The sequence below is a fragment of the Amycolatopsis acididurans genome, from assembly GCF_012328925.1.
GTDB classification, from domain to species: Bacteria; Actinomycetota; Actinomycetes; order Mycobacteriales; family Pseudonocardiaceae; genus Amycolatopsis_E; species Amycolatopsis_E acididurans.
The window spans coordinates 39,629-56,007 of sequence record NZ_JAAXLS010000046.1; the positions used below are offsets into that span (position 1 = coordinate 39,629).

A 16,379-nucleotide genomic window follows, 5' to 3' on the forward strand; every position below is an offset into this window, starting at 1 on the left:
AGGATGCCCCGACGATGGTTGGACCACCATAAATATTGTGGTGCTGTGATCCGAAGGTTGTTGCTGGTCCACGCCCATCCCGACGACGAAAGCATCACCACGGGCGGCACCATCGCCCGCTACGCGGCCGAGGGCGCGGAGGTGGTGCTGGTGACGTGCACGCTCGGTGAGGAAGGCGAGATCATTCCGCCGGAACTGGCGGAGCTCGGCTCCTGGGCGGGTGATCAACTCGGCGGCTACCGCACCGGTGAGCTCGCGGCGGCGTGCCGCGCCCTGGGCATCACCGATCAGCGCTACCTCGGGGGCATCGGCCGGTGGCGCGATTCCGGTATGGCGGGCACCCCGGCGGCCGGCCATCCGAGGGCATTGGCGAACGGATCACTGGACGAGCAGGTCGCGCGGCTGCGTGAAATCCTCGACGACGTGCGCCCCCAGGTCGTGATCACTTACAACGCCTTCGGCGGCTACGGCCACCCCGACCACATCCGGGCGCACGAGATCACCATGGCAGCGGCCACCGATGTGCCGCGCGTCTTCCACATCGCCGCGAGCGGGGGAGCCGAGCTGCCGGAGGGGATCCCGGTGAGCGAGCCGACCACCGTGATCGACATCCGGAACCACCTCGACGCGAAGATCGACGCCTTGCGGGCGCACGCGACGCAGGTCACCGTGCGCCCACCCGAGTTCGCGTTGTCCAACGGGGTGCCGCACGAAATCGGCGAAGCCGAGTACTTCACGCTGGTGCGTGGAAACGGCGAGCGTGCCGCGACGGACTTGTTCGGAGGATTGTGATGACCGGGGAAAGCGTGGTCCTCCGGCGCGGGCTGCTGGTGGTGCTGCTGGTGGACACGGTGCTGCTGGCCACGCTCGAGCTGTTCTTCCTGCCGTTGCGCCTCGACGGCAAGCTGCTGCCCAAGCTCGGCGACGTGCCGGTACCGGTGACCGTGCTCGTCGCGATCGTGACCACGCCGCTGCTGGTCGGGCAGGCAGGGAAGCTGGCCGGCCCGAGGGCCGCGTTCGCGCCGCTGGTCGTGTGGGTACTCACCGTCGTGATACTCGGCCTGTTCGGGCCGGGTGGTGATCTCGTGCTGGTCCAGGACTGGCGCGCGCTGCTGCTGCTCGCGGGCGGGGTACTGCCCGCGGCGGTCACGCTGGGCAGCGCGCTGGCGACCCCGCGGAGGAAGTGACATGGGTGAGGCGATTTCGGATCGTCAGGTGGTCAGGGTGCTGCGGCCGTTCGTGCGCGCCGCGAACCCGGTGCTGCGCGCGATGCGGACGCCGGGCCGGCTGGAGGGACTGGCGGGCCGGAAGCTGCCCGGCACGCCGGCGTGGGAGGAACTCGACGGCGAGGCGCGCACCGACTGGTGGATCAACCGCGTCGGGAGGCTGACCTCGCTCGTCACGGCGGTCCCCGGTATCGGTGGCGCACTGGCCGACCGGTTGCCGGTGCAGGAGGCGCTCGGCGCGAGCGCGCAGGGGCTGTTGCTGTGCGCGATCGCGGGCGAACACGGTGTCGACGACATCGGGGAGCGCGTGCGGCTCATCGCGTGGGTGCTGTTCCAGCGCGAAATCGCCCCCGAACTCGCCGCCGGAAAGGACGCTGACGCGGCCGAGGACGCACAGACCGAACACCTGACGGGTGAGTTCACCGAACCGGACAAGCAGGACCGCAGAATCACGCTCAGGGCCTGCGCCGGGACGTTGTGGCGGATGGGCCGATCGCTGCTGGCCATCACCGACGAGCTGGAGAAACGTCCCCGCGGCCGCTTCTTCCAGCGGGCGGTGGGCATGCTCCCGGTCGTCGGCATGGCCGGCGACTACCTCGCCGAGCGGTCCGCGCTCAAACGCGTGGCGCGGCGCAGCGAGCAGTGGCTCAGTGCCGCCAGAACATGAAGGCGTAGCTGCCGACCTGCGCCGCGAAGTAGTCCCCGCCGACGGCCTGGAAGACGAACCGGGAGATCTCCCAGAACGCGTCCTGCACCGGCTGGACCGCGAACAGCAGCGCGAACAGCGCGAGCGGCGCCCACGGGCGCACCTTCGCGGCGAACTCACGCGACTGGGGCGAGAGGTACGGCTCGATCGCGCCGAAACCGTCCAGCCCCGGCACCGGCAGGATGTTGAGCACGAACGCGAGGATCTGCAGCAGCGCGAGGAACGCGAGCCCGACCGCGAGGCCCGCCGCCATGTGGATGTTCGCGACGGCCAGCGACAGCAGCACCCCCAGCACCAGATTGCTCAGCGGGCCGGCCAGCGACACCAAGGACGCGGCGCCGCGTGAGCGCAGCGCCCACCGGTTGATCCACACCGCGCCGCCGGGCAGCGGGATGCCGCCGATCACCAGGAAGATCAACGGCAGGACGAGCGAGAGCACCGGATCGGTGTAGCGGCGTACATCCATCGTCAGATAGCCCTTGCCGACGACGGACTGGTCGCCGCTGCGGTAGGCGATGAAGGCGTGCCCGAACTCGTGCAGGGTCAGTGACAGTGCCCATCCCGCGATCACCAGGATGAAGATCCCGGCGGTCACCATCGGGTCGTTCTTGGTGGTCAAGATCGACGAAGCGTCACCGAACGCCGCGAGGACACCTCCCACGACGGTGAGGACGAGAAGGCCGTAGAAGACGGGGCTGGGGCGGACCGCTGCTCTCTGCACCAGACCAGTTTGTCGTATCCTCCCGGATCGTTGTCGGCGTGTCCCCTTGCGCGGAGGCCGATCAGGGTCCCCCAACCTCGCTACTCGGCTTGACCTGGCCGCACTACACGGGTGTAATCACATTGCTGTCATTCGACGCTGGAAGGGGGCGTCGGGTGCGGGTTTACCAAGACGACCGCCGTGACTGCCGGTCGGATCGGTAAAGATCAACACAGCAACACCGCCAGCCTGGGGAGTGCGTGGAAGCAGAGGAGGCGGAAGTGCGGTTGGAAGCAGACGGACGGGAATGGGGGCAGGTCGTGGACTGGGCAGCGAACCCGGAAGCAGAACTGGGTGAGCTCGCGGACATTTTCGACCCGGCCGAGCCTCCCGAGTGGCAGGACCGCGCCTTGTGCGCGCAGACGGATCCAGAGGCGTTCTTCCCCGAAAAAGGTGGCTCCACAAGGGAAGCCAAGCGCATCTGCCAGGGCTGCGAGGTCAAGGGCGAATGCCTGGAGTACGCACTCGCGCACGACGAGCGCTTCGGTATCTGGGGCGGTCTGTCGGAACGCGAGCGTCGCAAACTGAAGAAACGAGCGGTATAGCGGTGTAGCGAGCGGGGCCGCCGTGCTGGCGGAGCCGGCTCGCTCCACCGTCTCTTCCGGGGATCGAACCCCCGAGCCCCCTGACCCCGCGGCCCGCGGTCGCGTTGCGTAGTTTGGTGCGGTGGATCAGGTGACCGAGTCCGAGACCGCGGTGGTTTCCGGCCCCGCACCGGCAGACGGTTCGTTCCTTCGCAGGTACGGGCCGCCGGCCACGCTGTTCGTGGTGCTCACCGCTCTCGGGCTGGTGACCAACGCGAGCCGTCTCGGCCTCGACCTCGCCGGCGGACGGTTGCTGCCCGCGGGCGATCTCGGCCAGGTCTGGTCGACCTACCTCGCCGGCTGGCATCCGGTCGGCGGCGGCACCGCGAGCGCCGCTCCCGCCTCGCTCGCCGTGCTCGGCATCATCGGCGCCATCTTCACCCCGCTCGGCGGGCCGGCCGCACTCGTCGCGATCCTGCTGATCGGCGACGCGCCACTCGCCGCGCTCTCCGCCTACGTGGCCACCCGGCGCCTGCCGGTCTCCCGCTGGACCCGCGCCGCGGCCGCCGCCGGCTATGCCCTGCTGCCCGCCGCGACCGCGTCGGTCGCGCAGGGCAGGCTCGACGTGGTCGCCGTGCACATCCTGCTGCCCATGGTGATCGCGGGCGTCGCCGGTCTGCTCGCCCGCACCGGCTCCCGCTGGCTGCACGCGTCCTCGTGGTGCGCGATCGGCGTCGCGCTCATCGGCGCGTTCTCGCCCTTGGCGCACGGTCTCGCGCTGCTCGGCCTGGTGGCCGGGTTCGTCGTGCTGCCGCCCGTGGACGGGCTGCTGCGCCGGATCGGCTCGGTCGGCATCGTCGTGCTCCTGCCGCTGGCCCTGCTGCTGCCGTGGCCGACGGCGCTGGTGAACCAGCCCGCCCTGTTCCTGCACGGCCTGTCCGGTCCGGCCGCGCCCGCCACCGGTGGCGAACTGCTCGGCCTCGACCCGGGCGGGCCCGGCGCGTGGCCGATCGGGATCGCCCTGGTCATCGCGCTGGTGATCGCCGTCGTGGTACGGCCGAAGGCCCTGCTCAGCCCCGGTCTCGGCGTCGTCGTCCTCGGCGCGTGCGGACTCGCCGTCGTCACGCTGGTCTCGGTGACCCCGTTGCAGGGGGGCGGCGCGGCGACCGGGTTCACCGGGGTGCCGCTGCTGGTCATCAGCGCCGGGGCCCTGTGGATCCTGCTCACCGCGTGCGCGGGCGGCGCGCCGGCCGGGATGCTGCCCAAGCTGGCCGCGGTCGTGGGCGTACTGGTGATCCTCGCGCTCGGTACCGGCACCGTCATCGCGGGCCGCGGTGGGCCGCTGCGTTCCGGCGGTGGCGACCGGCTGGTGTCCGCGCAGGCCGACGAGCTGGCGCGCACCGGACGATCCGTCGTCGTGGTCGGTTCCGGCGACGAGCCGACGCGGCAGACCGGCGGACGGCTGCCATTGCTCGGCGACGACCAGCTCGGCCTGACCGCGCCCACGCCGGCCCGGCTCACCAGCTGGCAGAGCGCCTTCACCCAGCCCTCCTCGGGCGCCACGAGGGCCACGTTGTCCGCGGCCGCCGCGTCGGGCGCGTTGTTCGTGGTGCTGCCGCAGGGGCAGGACGCCGCGCCGATCGTCGCGCTCGCGCCCGACCTCACGGTCGCGGTCCAGCCCACCAGGGACGGCCGCGCGGTGCTGCGGCTGCTGCAGCCCTCCGGCGAGGTCGTGCTGGTGCCGCCGGGCGTGGCCAAGCAGGCCGTCACCACGTCGGCGCCCGCGAGCACGACGGGCATCACCCCGGTCGACGCCGCGCTGCCCGACCTGCACGTGCGGGTGTCCGACGGGGTGGCGGGGCGGCTGCTGGTGCTGTCCGCCGAACTGGAAGCCGGCTGGCAGGCGACGGTCGACGGCAAGGCGACGCCGATCGTGCCCGCGTGGGGGCATCAGGTCGCGGTCGCGCTGCCGACCACGCAGTCCGAGGTGATCGTCGAACACCCGTCGACGTTGCGGGACGTGCTGCTGCTCGTTCAGGTGGCCGCGGTGCTGTTCGCGGTGCTCACCTCGGTGCCCAGCCTCACTCGCCCTCGATGACGTCGGGCTCCACGCCGAGGTAGCCCGCGATCTGCTCGACCAGCACGTCGTGCACCAGGTCGGCCAGTTCGGCCGGGTCCTTCGCGCGCGCCTCCAGCGGCCGCCGGTAGAGCACGATGCGGGCCCGGGTCGGCATCCCGGTGCGGTCGACACCGGCCGGGACCAGCCTGGACAGCGGGATCGCGCCGTCGTGCAGCACGCCGTCGGCCGGTACCGCGGGATTGGTGCCTCGGACCTCGGGCACGTCGTCGACCGCGACGTCCAGTTTCGTCAGCTGGTCGCGCCAGCGGCCCTCGATGGGCTCGAGCGCGTCCAGCACGAGCTGGTCGAACTTCTCCGCCCGGCTCGACGACGCCGGCAGGGACGCCGGGTACAGCGGTCCGCGCAGCCCACGGCCATGCCGGTCGCGGCGGACGCGCCGCTGCTGTCGGGAACTGCGAGCCATAGACACCCAGTGAAGGTTACGCTGCCGCGCCTGCCGGATCGCCACGGCATTTCCCGCGAACGGCTCCGGTGTGCCTGCGCGCGAGTGTCGGTGGGAGGGGCTATCGTCTCGTCCGTGTCGAGCGTAAGAAAGTGTTCGCGGACCGGGTGCCTGCAGCCCGCGGTCGCCACGCTGACCTACGCCTACAGCGATTCGACCGCGGTGGTGGGTCCCCTCGCGACGGCGTCCGAGCCCCATTCCTACGACCTGTGCGAGGAGCACGCGCTCCGGCTGACCGCCCCCAAGGGGTGGGAGGTCGTCCGCCACGAGGGTTCCTTCGGCGAGCCCGACCATTCGGACGACGAGCTCACGGCGCTGGCCGAGGCGGTTCGCGAGGCGGGAAGGTCCGACCGCCCGGCGCCGCCGCCGGAGCCGGAAGGCGCCTCCGGTCGCCGCGGCCATCTGCGGGTCCTGCCGGATCCGATCTCCTAGGTTCCCCCGGTACGCTTTCTGCGCATCCGAGTCGTCGAAGCAGTCCGGGGAGAAACGCGTGTCAGACCTGTCGGCCATCGTGAAGGCCTATGACATCCGAGGCGTGGTCGGCGAACAGCTGGGCGCCGATCTGGTGCGGGACTTCGGGGCCGCCTTCGCGTTGCTGATCAAGCCCGAATCGCCGTCGGTCGTCATCGGGCACGACATGCGTGAGTCCTCGCCCGCACTGGCCGCCGCGTTCGCCGAGGGCGTGACCTCGCAGGGGCTGGACGTCGTCTCGATCGGGCTCGCCAGCACCGACCAGCTCTACTTCGCCTCCGGCTCGCTGAACCTGCCGGGCGCGATGTTCACCGCCAGCCACAACCCGGCCAAGTACAACGGCATCAAGATGTGCCGCGCGGGTGCGGCGCCGGTCGGCCAGGACTCCGGTCTCGCCGAGATCCGCGACACCGTCGAGCAGGGCGTGCCCACGTTCGAAGGCCAGCCGGGCACCGTGACCGAGCGCGACGTGCTCGCCGACTACGCCGCCTACCTGCGCCGCCTCGTCGACCTGACGGGCATCCGGCCGCTGAAGGTCGTCGTGGACGCCGGCAACGGCATGGGCGGGCACACCGTGCCGACCGTGTTCGACGGGCTGCCCGTCGACGTGGTGCCGATGTACTTCGAGCTCGACGGCAGCTTCCCCAACCACGAGGCCAACCCGCTGGACCCGAAGAACCTGGTCGACCTGCAGGCGAAGGTGCGTGAGGTCGGGGCGGACGCGGGGCTGGCCTTCGACGGCGACGCCGACCGCTGCTTCGTCGTGGACGAGAACGGCGAGGCCGTGTCGCCGAGCGCGGTCACCGCGCTGGTCGCCACCCGTGAGCTGGCCAAGGATCCTGGCGGCACGATCATCCACAACCTGATCACCTCGCACGCCGTGCCCGAGATCGTCACCGAGCACGGCGGCAAGGCGGTGCGCACCCGCGTCGGGCACTCGTTCATCAAGGAGGAGATGGCCCGCACCGGCGCCATCTTCGGCGGCGAGCACTCCGCGCACTACTACTTCCGCGACTTCTGGCGCGCCGACACCGGCATGCTGGCCGCGCTGCACGTGCTGGCCGCACTCGGCGAGCAGGACGGCCCGTTGTCGGTCCTGACCGCGGAGTTCAAGCGCTACGCCGCCTCCGGCGAGGTCAACTCCACGGTCGACGACCAGGTGGCGCGCCAGCTCGCGGTGAAGGACGCGTTCGGCGCCCGGTCCGGTGTCACGATCGACGAGCTGGACGGGCTGACCGTGCAGCTGCCCGGCGGCGCGTGGTTCAATCTGCGCCCGTCCAACACGGAGCCGCTGCTCCGGCTGAACGTCGAGGCGCCCACCGACGACGAGGTGCGTGCGCTGACCGACGAAGTGCTCGCGATCGTGCGTGGTTGAGCCACCCGGAGCGTGGTAAGGAGAAAGCATGGCCCTCACGCTTGATGCCCAGTTGCTGGAGATCCTGGCATGCCCGTCCCCGGATCACGCCCCGCTGCGGCCGGGCACACCCGACGACCCGGATGCCGAGGCGCTGACCTGCACGTCCTGCGGGCGCGTGTACCCGGTGCGTGACGGCATCCCGGTGCTCCTGCTCGACGAAGCCATCGACCCGGAAACCTCCAGTGCCGACGGTGCTTGACGACAGCCTGCTCGACGACCCCGCACGGCTGGCGGAGGCGGATTCGCAGGGATTGCTCCGGGCCGCGGCGATGGCGGGCGCGCAGGTGCGCGCGACCAAGGAGGTCGCGGCCGAGGTCGAACTGGCCGACCGGCTCGACCTCGGCAGGCCCCGTGCGCTCGTGCTCGTGGTGCGGCCGGGTGTCGGCCGTGCGCTGACGAAGCTGCTCGCCGCCCTGCTCGCGCCGTCCTGCCCGGTGCCGGTCGTGATCACCGACGCCGTGCCGAGCTGGATCGGCGCGCTCGACGTCGTGTTCGCGCACACCGACGATTCCGCCGACCGTGAGCTGGCGGCCGGGATCGAACGGGCCAGTCGCTACGGCGCGACCGTCGTGCTGTCGGGTCCGCAGGACGGCCCGGTGGCGGCGTCGATCGCGGGCAAAGGACTGCTGCTCGCGCCGAGGATGCCGGTGCCGCCGGAACTGACGTTCGCGCGTGGTTTCGCGGCCGGCCTGCTCACGGCCAACGCGCTCGGCCTGCTGGTCGCCGATCTGGAGGCGCTCGCCGACCAGCTCGACGCGGAGGCCGAACGCGGCCACCTCGGGCGTGACTCGTTCGCCAACCCGGCCAAGGCGCTCGCACTGCGGCTCGCCGACCGGGTGCCCATGCTGTGGGGACTCGACCCGGCCGCGGTCGCCGTGGCCGAGCACGCCGCCTACGAGCTGGGCGCGTTCGCGGGCGTGGTGTGCGACGCCGCGGACTACCGGCAGGCCAAGGCGCGCCCCGCACTGCTCCGCAGCGCCCTGGGCGGCGGCGAGCAGGACATCTTCGCCGACCCCGATTTCGACGACGCCGGGCTCAAGCCGCGGGTGCTGCTGCTGGCGGTGCACACCGGCCAGACCGCGGACGCCACCCGGCACGAGGCCTCACATACTCTTCCCGGGGCGGGCGTCATCGCCCCCGCGGACGAGATCGCCGGACCAGAGCCTGTTCGTGCCGGAGTGCTCGCGCTACGGTTCGAGCTGGCCGCGGTCTATCTCGGGCTCGCGGCCGGAAGTCTGGGGGGAGCAGGTCAGTACGCGCCCGCTACCGCGTGAGACCTGTTGAAGACACACCGGGCACGCCCGGTCCGAGGAGTTGAGAACACAGTGGAGCTGCTCCGCAATGCCGTGCGGCCCTACGCGTGGGGTTCCAGAACGACGATCCCGGAGCTGCTGGGACGTGAGGTTCCCGCCCCGCACCCCGAGGCGGAGCTGTGGATGGGGGCGCACCCCGGTGACCCGTCACGCATTGTCGATGAGGACGGTGCGGAGCACAGCCTGCTGGAGCTGATCGAGGCGGATCCGCATGCGCACCTGGGGCCGGAGTGCTCGCGGCGGTGGAACAACCGGCTGCCGTTCCTGCTGAAGATCCTCGCGGTCGAGGAGCCGTTGTCGATGCAGGCGCACCCGTCGGCGGAGCAGTCCGCGGAGGGGCACGCGCGCGAGGAGGCCGCGGGAATTCCGCGGGACGCGCCGAACCGCAACTACCCGGACCCGACGGCCAAGCCCGAGCTGGTGTGCGCGCTCACCGAGTTCCACGCGCTGGCCGGGTTCCGGGAGCCGCAGCGCACGATCAAGCTGCTGCGTGCCGTGGAGACGCCCGGCCTGGCGAAGTACACCGAACTGCTGGCCGCGCAGCCGGATTCCGACGGTATGCGGGCGCTGTTCACCACGTGGATCACGCTGCCGCAAGCGACGCTGGACGAGCTGCTGCCCGAGGTGCTGGACGCGTGCGTGCTGCACGTGAAGGACCACGGCGAGTTCGACACGGAGTGCCGCACGATCCTGGAGCTGGGCGAGGCACATCCCCGGGACGCGGGCGTGCTGGCGGCGCTGCTGTTGAACCGCCTGACGCTGAAGGCGGGCGAGGCGATCTACCTGCCCGCCGGGAACCTGCACCTGTACCTGCACGGGACGGCCGTGGAGATCCTCGCGAACTCGGACAACATCCTGCGCTGCGGGCTGACGCCCAAGCACGTGGACGTGCCGGAGCTGCTGCGCGTGGTCGACTTCGAGTGCTGCGACATGCCCGTGCTCAGCGGCGATGAGTCCGACTGCGGCGCCGTTTACCGGACCGACGCGCCGGAGTTCGAGCTGTCCCGGTGCGAATGGCGCGCCGGTGAGGACGGCGAGCTGTGCGTCCGCTCGGGCGTGCCGCAGATCCTGCTGTGCACGGCGGGACGGGTCGCGGTGCGCGCGGAGGGCGGCCGGGAACTGGAGCTCAAGCGCGGCCAGTCGATGTGGCTGCCCGCCTCCGATCCCGACGTCGTCGTGCGTCCCGTCGGCGGGGAGCGGACGCAGCTGTTCCGGGCGACCTCGGGGCGGTAGCGGCAGGGACCGGGAGCCGCCTAGCGGCGCTTGGCTTTCGTCGGCTCGATGACCCTGCTCCGGATGTGCTCGTAGACCACGCTGGTGCGCACGTCGGCGACCTCCGGGCGCTGGGTGAGCCGGTCGATGACGAACTCGTACAGGGCCTGGTTGTCCGGGACCGCCACGTGCACCAGGAAGTCCTCGCCGCCCGAGACGACGAACACGCCGACCGTCTCCGGGAGCAGCGCGACCCACTCGCGGAAGGCCTCGATGACCCGTCGTGACGGCGGTTTGATGCGCAGCGCGATCAGGGCCTGGACCGGGCGGCCGATCTCGGCGAGGTCCACGTCCAGCAGGAAACCGCGGATCACGCCGCGCTCTCGCATCGACCGCACGCGCTCCAGCGACGTGGAGGGCGAAACGCCCGTCGCGGCGGCCAGTTCCCGGTTGGTTCGCCGACCATCGCGCTGCAATTCCCGCAGCAGTGCCTGATCTAGTTCGTCCAGCTCGGCCATTCTCGCCCTCTTGTCGAACTTAGTTCGGAGTCGGTGGACTATCAGGGTATCTCTGCCTAGCTTTCACAGATGTGACCATAGAACATCAGGAACTCGCCACGATTCTCGAAGAAGATGCGCGCACCGGGGTTACCACGCGCACTGCCCGGCTCAAATGGGTCATCGTCGCGGATCCGGGGCTTGGCAGCGGGCTCGTGGCGAACGCGGTCGCCTGCCTGGGCGCCGCGGTCGGTGCCGCACTGCCTGGCGTGGTGGGCGAAGCGGTGCCGGACGCGGCCGGCTCACCGCACGCCGGTCTGCCGTGGGGTGGCGTCTCGATCCTCGCCGCCGACGGGGCCAAGATCCGCGAGATCCGGGCGAAGGCGGTCACCAGGGACGGCGTCTTCGTCGCGGACATGACCAAGCACGCGCAGGCCAGCACCTCCTACGAGGAGTACACGGCAAGCCTGGCCGTCACCGGTGAACCGGACTACTACGCGATCAGCCTTCTCGGGCCCCGCAACAAGATCGGCAAACTCGTCGGGGGCCTCCCGCTGCTGCGATGATCACCGGCCGCCCCGTAGGCTGCATTCCGACAAAACGGGATGACTCCAGGGGGTCGCGGTGTCGGCTAACGGTGGGACGAAAGCGATTCTGGCGGCGCTGGGCGCCAACGCCGGGATCGCCGTGGCGAAGTTCGCCGGGTTCCTCGTCACGGGTTCCTCGTCGATGCTCGCCGAGTCCGTGCACTCGGTGGCCGACACGTCCAACCAGGGCCTGCTGCTGCTCGGCCAGAAGACCTCGCAGCGCAAGGCGACCAGCGAGCATCCGTTCGGTTTCGGCCGCGAGCGCTACTTCTACTCGTTCATCGTCGCGCTGATGCTGTTCACCCTCGGCTCGGCGTTCGCCCTGTACGAGGGCATCCACAAGGTCGAGCAGCCCGAACCGCTCACCTCGCCGCTGGTCGCCGTGATCATCCTGGTCCTCGCGATCTGCCTGGAGGGCTACAGCTTCGTCACCGCGATGAAGGAGTCCACGAAGATCAAGGGCGACGTGTCGTGGTGGGGATTCATCCGCCAGTCGCGCACGCCGGAGCTGCCGGTCGTGCTGCTGGAGGACACCGGCGCGCTGCTCGGTCTGGTGTTCGCGCTCGTCGGCGTCGGGCTGTCGGAGCTGACCGGCGATCCGGTCTGGGACGGCATCGGCACGATCATGATCGGCGTGCTGCTCGGCATCATCGCGATCATCCTCATCGTGGAGATGAAGAGCCTGCTCATCGGTGAGGGCGCGACCGAGACCGAGCTGCGCACGATCATGGCGGAGCTGGCCGCGGGCAAGGTCGAGCGCGTCATCCACATCCGGACCCAGTACCTCGGCCCGGAGGAACTGCTCGTCGCGGCGAAGCTCGCCCTCACGCCGAACCTCGCGCTGGCCGAGGTGGCGCAGGCGATCGACGACGCCGAAGCCCGCGTCCGCGCCAAGGTGCCCAACGCGCGGCTGATCTACCTGGAGCCGGATCTCGACCGCGAACTGGTCTGATCCACCTGGAGTTCGCCGTCCGTAAACACCCGATTCGCCTCGTTCATCCTTCCGAGTTAAGGTGGCTCACCGGACCTGAGATCCAGGGCACCGGGAGGAGAGCACCTTGCCAGGCAACGGTTTGTGGCGGACGAAGTCGATCGAACAGTCCATTAAGGACACCGACGAGCCGGACACCAAGCTCCGGAGAAACCTCGGTGCCTGGGACCTGACCGTGTTCGGCGTCGCGGTCGTGATCGGGGCGGGCATCTTCACCCTGACCGCGCGCACGGCGGGCGACTACGCGGGCCCGTCCGTCTCGGTCGCGTTCGTGCTGGCCGCTGTCGCCTGCGGGCTCGCCGCGCTCTGCTACGCCGAGTTCGCCTCGACGGTGCCCGTCGCGGGCAGCGCCTACACGTTCTCCTACGCCACGTTCGGCGAGTTCATCGCGTGGGTCATCGGCTGGGACCTGGTGCTGGAGCTCGCGGTCGGCGCGGCCGCGGTCGCGAAGGGCTGGTCGGTCTACCTCGAAACGGTGCTCGGCTACCTCTTCGGCGACGGCGTGCACACCACGTTCACCCTGGGCGGTCTCACCATCGACTGGGGAGCGCTGTTCCTCGTGGTCGTGCTCGCCACCTTGCTCACGGTCGGCACGAAGCTTTCCTCGCGGTTCTCGATGGTGATCACCGCCATCAAGGTCGCGATCGTGCTGTTTGTGATCATCCTCGGCATCTTCTACATCAAGGGCGCCAACTACCACCCGTTCGTCCCGCCCGCCGCGAGCGGCGGTTCCGGCGAGAGCGGCGTCAACCAGTCGCTGTTCTCCCTCATCGCCGGTGGGGCCAGCAGCTCCTTCGGCGCGTTCGGGCTGCTCGCGGGCGCCTCGCTGGTGTTCTTCGCGTTCATCGGGTTCGACATCGTGGCCACCACGGCCGAGGAGACGAAGAACCCGCAGCGCTCGGTGCCGCGCGGCATCTTCGGCTCGCTGGCGATCGTGACCGTGCTCTACGTGGCCGTCTCGCTGGTCGTCGTCGGCATGACCTCGTACAAGAACCTCGCCACCCACGCCGGCGACGGCAGCCACAAGACGCTGGCCACCGCGTTCTCCGTCAACGGCGTCCACTGGGCCGCGAACGTGATCTCGGTGGGCGCGCTCGCCGGGCTCACCACGGTGGTCATGGTGCTGATGCTCGGCCAGGTCCGGGTGCTGTTCGCGATGTCCCGCGACGGGCTGCTGCCCCGCAAGCTGGCCCGCACCGGCACCCGCGGCACCCCGGCGCGGGCGACGCTCATCGTCGGTGTCCTCGTCGCCGTCGCCGCCACGTTCTTCCCGGCGGACAAGCTGGAGGAGATGGTCAACGTCGGCACGCTGTTCGCGTTCGTGCTGGTGTCGGCCGGCGTGCTGGTGCTGCGCCGGACGCACCCGGACCTGCCGCGCGCGTTCCGGGTGCCGTGGGTGCCGGTGGTCCCGGTGCTGGCGATCCTCGCCTGCCTGTGGCTGATGCTGAACCTGACCGTGCTGACCTGGCTGCGTTTCCTCGCCTGGATGGTGCTCGGCGTGGTGATCTACTTCGCCTACAGCCGCCGCCACTCGCTTTTGGGCAAGCGGTCAGCGGGCGAGGTTGAGGTTGAAGCGGGGCAGGTCCGGGAATAGCGGCACCTGCTCGCCGAAGGGTCGCGTGGACGGCCGGTCCGGGAACTCCAGGCCGGCCGCCATCGCGACCGCACGGTCCCATTCCGGGTCGATCTCGTAGTTCGCGTGCCCCAGCACGCCGGGCGCCCAGCGCCGCGTGCCGGACGGGTTCTGCATCGGGTCCGGCAGCCAGTGGTCGCCGCCGAGCACGAGCGCCCCGGACGGCCCCGGCACGGCCAGATCCACCGGGCCGATCTCGCCGTTGGGCAGGAAGCCCATGCCCAGCAGCTTGTCGTCGACGACCTTCTGCCGCCACGTCGTGACCCCGCCGCCGAAGATGTCGGTGCCCCTGGCCAGCCCACGCCAACGGCCGCCCAGCTCCCCGTACAGCGAAGCCAGCGACTTCAACGGCAGCACCGCGGGGAACGCGCGCTGGTACCCCCATTGCAGCGGTGAGCCCGCGGTGATCAGGCCGACGCGTTCGCGGTCGGTCTCGCTCAGTCCGTGCATCAGCCGCGCGGTCGCGATCATCGCGAGCAGGCTGCCCACGTTGTGACCCGCCAGTACGACCCTTGTGTTCGGCTCGGCGAGGTGGTCCTTCGCGCGGGCGGCCAGTTCCGGCACGACCTTCAGCGCGTAGCACGGGGGCACGGCCGGGTGCGAGGCCCTCGGCCAGAAGCACACCAGGTCGGCCAGCGCACCGAGGTGCCGGTTGCGGCCGGGTTTCGTCGCCGCCGTGTACACGATCCGCAGCAACCCGGCCGCCGTCGCGCCGAGCGCGAACACGCCGACCGCGGAGATCGGGTCGAGCCAGCCCGGCACAGTGTGGAAACCGAACCGCGCCACCAGAAGCGCCACCGCGCACAACGACATCCCGCCGATCACCGCGATCGCCAGCTGGTGCAGATGCCGCCGTTCCCACGCGGACCGGGCCCACGCGGCGGCCGCGAGCTGCTGGTCGTGCGTGTTGTCCTGCAGCAGCCGCACGATGTCCTCCACGCCGCGGCGACGACGCCGGGCGGGCACCGCGATCGCGAACCCGATCAGCCCCAGCACCACCGCGAGCCCGAGCCCGGCACCCCACAACGTGGTCACCGGGGTGTAGCTGTCGGGCAGGCGGAGCCAGGCCGCACCGGCCAGCTTGCGCAGCGCGATCGCGAGCCCGGCGCCGAAACCCGCGCCGAGCAGCACGGCCAGCATGAGCACGGGCGCGGCGGCCCAGCCACCCACCCACGGCCGCAGCCGCTTCGGCAGCTCCCGCCACGTGCGCCGGGCCGTCAGCGCGGCGGGTACGAGCGCGAGCGCGAACAGCGCGGAGACGGCCAGCAGCGCGGCGCCGACGCTCTGGACCGTGTCATCGGACCCGCCGGGCAGCCTCGGCGTGAACACGACGACCGACACCAGCACCAGCCACGCGAAGACCGTTACGCTCCGCCGCGCCCACCGGCGCAGCTCGCGGACCCCGGCGGCCGCGGTGAGCAGCGCGGCCAGCGCCAGCCCGAGCGCGCAGATCCACACGATCAGCTCCGGAAGCGCTCCGGGAACGTGGAAGGGGCCGCCGAGCGCGAGCAACGCGACGGCGGCGAGCGCGCCGACGACGTGCAGGGTTCGCAGGACAGGGGAGCCGGTGCCGCCGCGCAGGCCGTCGCCCGGCAGGTTGCCGCGCCGCGGCGAGACGTCGCGCGAGGAGACCGTCCAGTTGGTGCCCGAGACCCGGTGCAGCACGAAGATCACCACGGCCAGCGGCAGCAACCCGGCCGCTGTGCGCAGCCACGTCAGCTCACGCACCCCGCCCGGCACCGCGGTCAGGCAGCGTGCACCGGGTGCGAGGCATTGCGTCGCGAACATGTCCAGTGCGATCACCGCGAGCTGGGCGACGAGCAGCATCGTGAGCAGCAACGCCGCGACCCGCAACAGGCCACGGCACACGCCGCCGAACACGCGGGCCACGCGGCTGCCCTCCGGCACCGGCGGCAGCATCCAGTGCGCGACGTTGGACAGCGAGAACGGGAACAGCAGCGCCCACGTCGCCTTCGCCGCGCCTCCCGAGGTCATCCGGCCCCACAGGTAGCCCTCCAGCGTGCGCGGAACCGAACGGCCCAGCGCCTGCAGGACCGGCCCCGGCGCGGGGCGGCGAAGCCGGTCGGACGGGCGGATCACGCGCCCCATCCCGTCGCCCGCGACCTCGACCGTGCCCACCGTGTCCAGCAGGTCCTCACCGGAGGTACCGCTGAGACCGGGCACACGCAGCTCGACGATCCGGGTCTCCGGGCCGGGGATCGGCACGTGGACGCCTCCTTTTCCGAGGGTGTTACGTGATGAACGGACAACGGTACTGTTCAGGTGTCGCCAAACCTTGGAGGAAATGCCCTATGACCCCCGAAAGCATTGCCAAGCGGCTCGACACGCGCAACGGTGTGGAGTTCGCGGTGGCGGATCTGGAGCTGGCTGAGTTCGGCCGCAAGGAGATCCGGCTGGCAGAGCATGAGATGCCGGGGTTGATGGCGCTGCGCCGGGAGT

The 16,379-nt window shown here is 70.9% G+C and carries 18 protein-coding genes; 14 read left to right on the forward strand and 4 right to left on the reverse strand.

Annotated features, from left to right (window positions below):
• Positions 1-45 precede the first annotated feature (45 nt).
• Genes mshB through HFP15_RS34635 form a run of 3 tightly spaced genes read left to right on the forward strand, consistent with a single transcriptional unit; the run spans position 46 to position 1,893 of the window.
• Complete coding sequence (gene mshB / locus HFP15_RS34625; RefSeq protein ID WP_312871896.1) at positions 46-792, forward strand: N-acetyl-1-D-myo-inositol-2-amino-2-deoxy-alpha-D-glucopyranoside deacetylase; 747 nt, start codon at positions 46-48, stop codon at positions 790-792.
• Positions 792-1,187, forward strand: a complete 396-nt coding sequence (locus tag HFP15_RS34630; protein WP_168521413.1) for a hypothetical protein — start codon at positions 792-794, stop codon at positions 1,185-1,187. The genes mshB and HFP15_RS34630 overlap by 1 nt, the downstream gene beginning before the upstream one ends.
• Position 1,188: 1 nt before the next feature.
• Positions 1,189-1,893 (forward strand): hypothetical protein, encoded by a 705-nt coding sequence (locus tag HFP15_RS34635; protein WP_168521416.1) that lies wholly within the window; start codon positions 1,189-1,191, stop codon positions 1,891-1,893.
• On the opposite strand, the gene HFP15_RS34640 is transcribed toward HFP15_RS34635, so the two are convergent.
• The gene (locus HFP15_RS34640) at positions 1,874-2,653 is read right to left on the reverse strand and encodes a site-2 protease family protein (protein WP_168521418.1); all 780 of its coding nucleotides are present in this window, start codon (positions 2,651-2,653) and stop codon (positions 1,874-1,876) included. The genes HFP15_RS34635 and HFP15_RS34640 overlap by 20 nt on opposite strands.
• 299 nt (positions 2,654-2,952) lie before the next feature.
• On the opposite strand from HFP15_RS34640, the gene HFP15_RS34645 reads away from it, so the two are divergent.
• Complete coding sequence (locus HFP15_RS34645) at positions 2,953-3,237, forward strand: WhiB family transcriptional regulator (protein WP_376768919.1); 285 nt, start codon at positions 2,953-2,955, stop codon at positions 3,235-3,237.
• A gap of 121 nt (positions 3,238-3,358) precedes the next feature.
• Positions 3,359-5,314 carry a hypothetical protein gene (locus HFP15_RS34650; RefSeq protein ID WP_168521421.1) on the forward strand — a complete coding sequence of 652 codons (1,956 nt, stop codon included), beginning with the start codon at positions 3,359-3,361 and terminating at the stop codon, positions 5,312-5,314.
• Here HFP15_RS34650 and HFP15_RS34655 read toward each other — a convergent pair.
• Positions 5,298-5,759 (reverse strand): metallopeptidase family protein, encoded by a 462-nt coding sequence (locus HFP15_RS34655; protein ID WP_168521423.1) that lies wholly within the window; start codon positions 5,757-5,759, stop codon positions 5,298-5,300. The two genes, HFP15_RS34650 and HFP15_RS34655, sit on opposite strands and share 17 nt — an antisense overlap.
• A 114-nt stretch (positions 5,760-5,873) precedes the next feature.
• On the opposite strand from HFP15_RS34655, the gene HFP15_RS34660 reads away from it, so the two are divergent.
• From HFP15_RS34660 to manA, 5 genes are read left to right on the forward strand one after another with little or no spacing between them, the layout of a single operon-like run.
• Positions 5,874-6,230, forward strand: coding sequence for a DUF3499 domain-containing protein (locus tag HFP15_RS34660; RefSeq protein WP_168521426.1), 357 nt, complete (start codon positions 5,874-5,876; stop codon positions 6,228-6,230).
• Between the two features lie 58 nt (positions 6,231-6,288).
• Positions 6,289-7,644 carry a phosphomannomutase/phosphoglucomutase gene (locus HFP15_RS34665; RefSeq protein ID WP_168521428.1) on the forward strand — a complete coding sequence of 452 codons (1,356 nt, stop codon included), beginning with the start codon at positions 6,289-6,291 and terminating at the stop codon, positions 7,642-7,644.
• A gap of 28 nt (positions 7,645-7,672) precedes the next feature.
• Positions 7,673-7,885 carry a Trm112 family protein gene (locus tag HFP15_RS34670; RefSeq protein WP_168521430.1) on the forward strand — a complete coding sequence of 71 codons (213 nt, stop codon included), beginning with the start codon at positions 7,673-7,675 and terminating at the stop codon, positions 7,883-7,885.
• A complete protein-coding gene (locus HFP15_RS34675; RefSeq protein WP_376768918.1) occupies positions 7,878-8,960 on the forward strand; it encodes a hypothetical protein in 1,083 nt (360 codons plus the stop codon). Before HFP15_RS34670 ends, HFP15_RS34675 begins: the two co-directional genes overlap by 8 nt.
• 51 nt (positions 8,961-9,011) lie before the next feature.
• A complete protein-coding gene (gene manA, locus HFP15_RS34680; RefSeq protein ID WP_168521432.1) occupies positions 9,012-10,232 on the forward strand; it encodes a mannose-6-phosphate isomerase, class I in 1,221 nt (406 codons plus the stop codon).
• Between the two features lie 20 nt (positions 10,233-10,252).
• On the opposite strand, the gene HFP15_RS34685 is transcribed toward manA, so the two are convergent.
• A complete protein-coding gene (locus tag HFP15_RS34685) occupies positions 10,253-10,729 on the reverse strand; it encodes an Lrp/AsnC family transcriptional regulator (protein ID WP_210718253.1) in 477 nt (158 codons plus the stop codon).
• Between the two features lie 71 nt (positions 10,730-10,800).
• Here HFP15_RS34685 and HFP15_RS34690 point away from each other — a divergent pair, with 71 nt between their 5' ends.
• The 3 genes from HFP15_RS34690 to HFP15_RS34700 all read left to right on the forward strand — a co-directional run bounded on the left by HFP15_RS34690 (position 10,801) and on the right by HFP15_RS34700 (position 13,880).
• Positions 10,801-11,274, forward strand: coding sequence for a DUF2000 domain-containing protein (locus HFP15_RS34690; protein WP_312871898.1), 474 nt, complete (start codon positions 10,801-10,803; stop codon positions 11,272-11,274).
• A 58-nt stretch (positions 11,275-11,332) separates the two neighbouring features.
• Positions 11,333-12,247 carry a cation diffusion facilitator family transporter gene (locus tag HFP15_RS34695; protein WP_168521434.1) on the forward strand — a complete coding sequence of 305 codons (915 nt, stop codon included), beginning with the start codon at positions 11,333-11,335 and terminating at the stop codon, positions 12,245-12,247.
• A 106-nt stretch (positions 12,248-12,353) separates the two neighbouring features.
• On the forward strand, positions 12,354-13,880 hold the full coding sequence (locus HFP15_RS34700) for an amino acid permease (protein WP_168521436.1): 1,527 nt from the start codon (positions 12,354-12,356) through the stop codon (positions 13,878-13,880).
• Here the strand turns inward: HFP15_RS34700 and HFP15_RS34705 are convergent.
• Positions 13,836-16,139, reverse strand: a complete 2,304-nt coding sequence (locus HFP15_RS34705) for a hypothetical protein (RefSeq protein ID WP_168521458.1) — start codon at positions 16,137-16,139, stop codon at positions 13,836-13,838. The two genes, HFP15_RS34700 and HFP15_RS34705, sit on opposite strands and share 45 nt — an antisense overlap.
• 92 nt (positions 16,140-16,231) lie before the next feature.
• Between HFP15_RS34705 and HFP15_RS34710 the strand changes: the two genes are divergently transcribed.
• Positions 16,232-16,379: adenosylhomocysteinase (locus tag HFP15_RS34710; protein WP_168521438.1), on the forward strand; the 148-nt coding region annotated here is incomplete at its 3' end.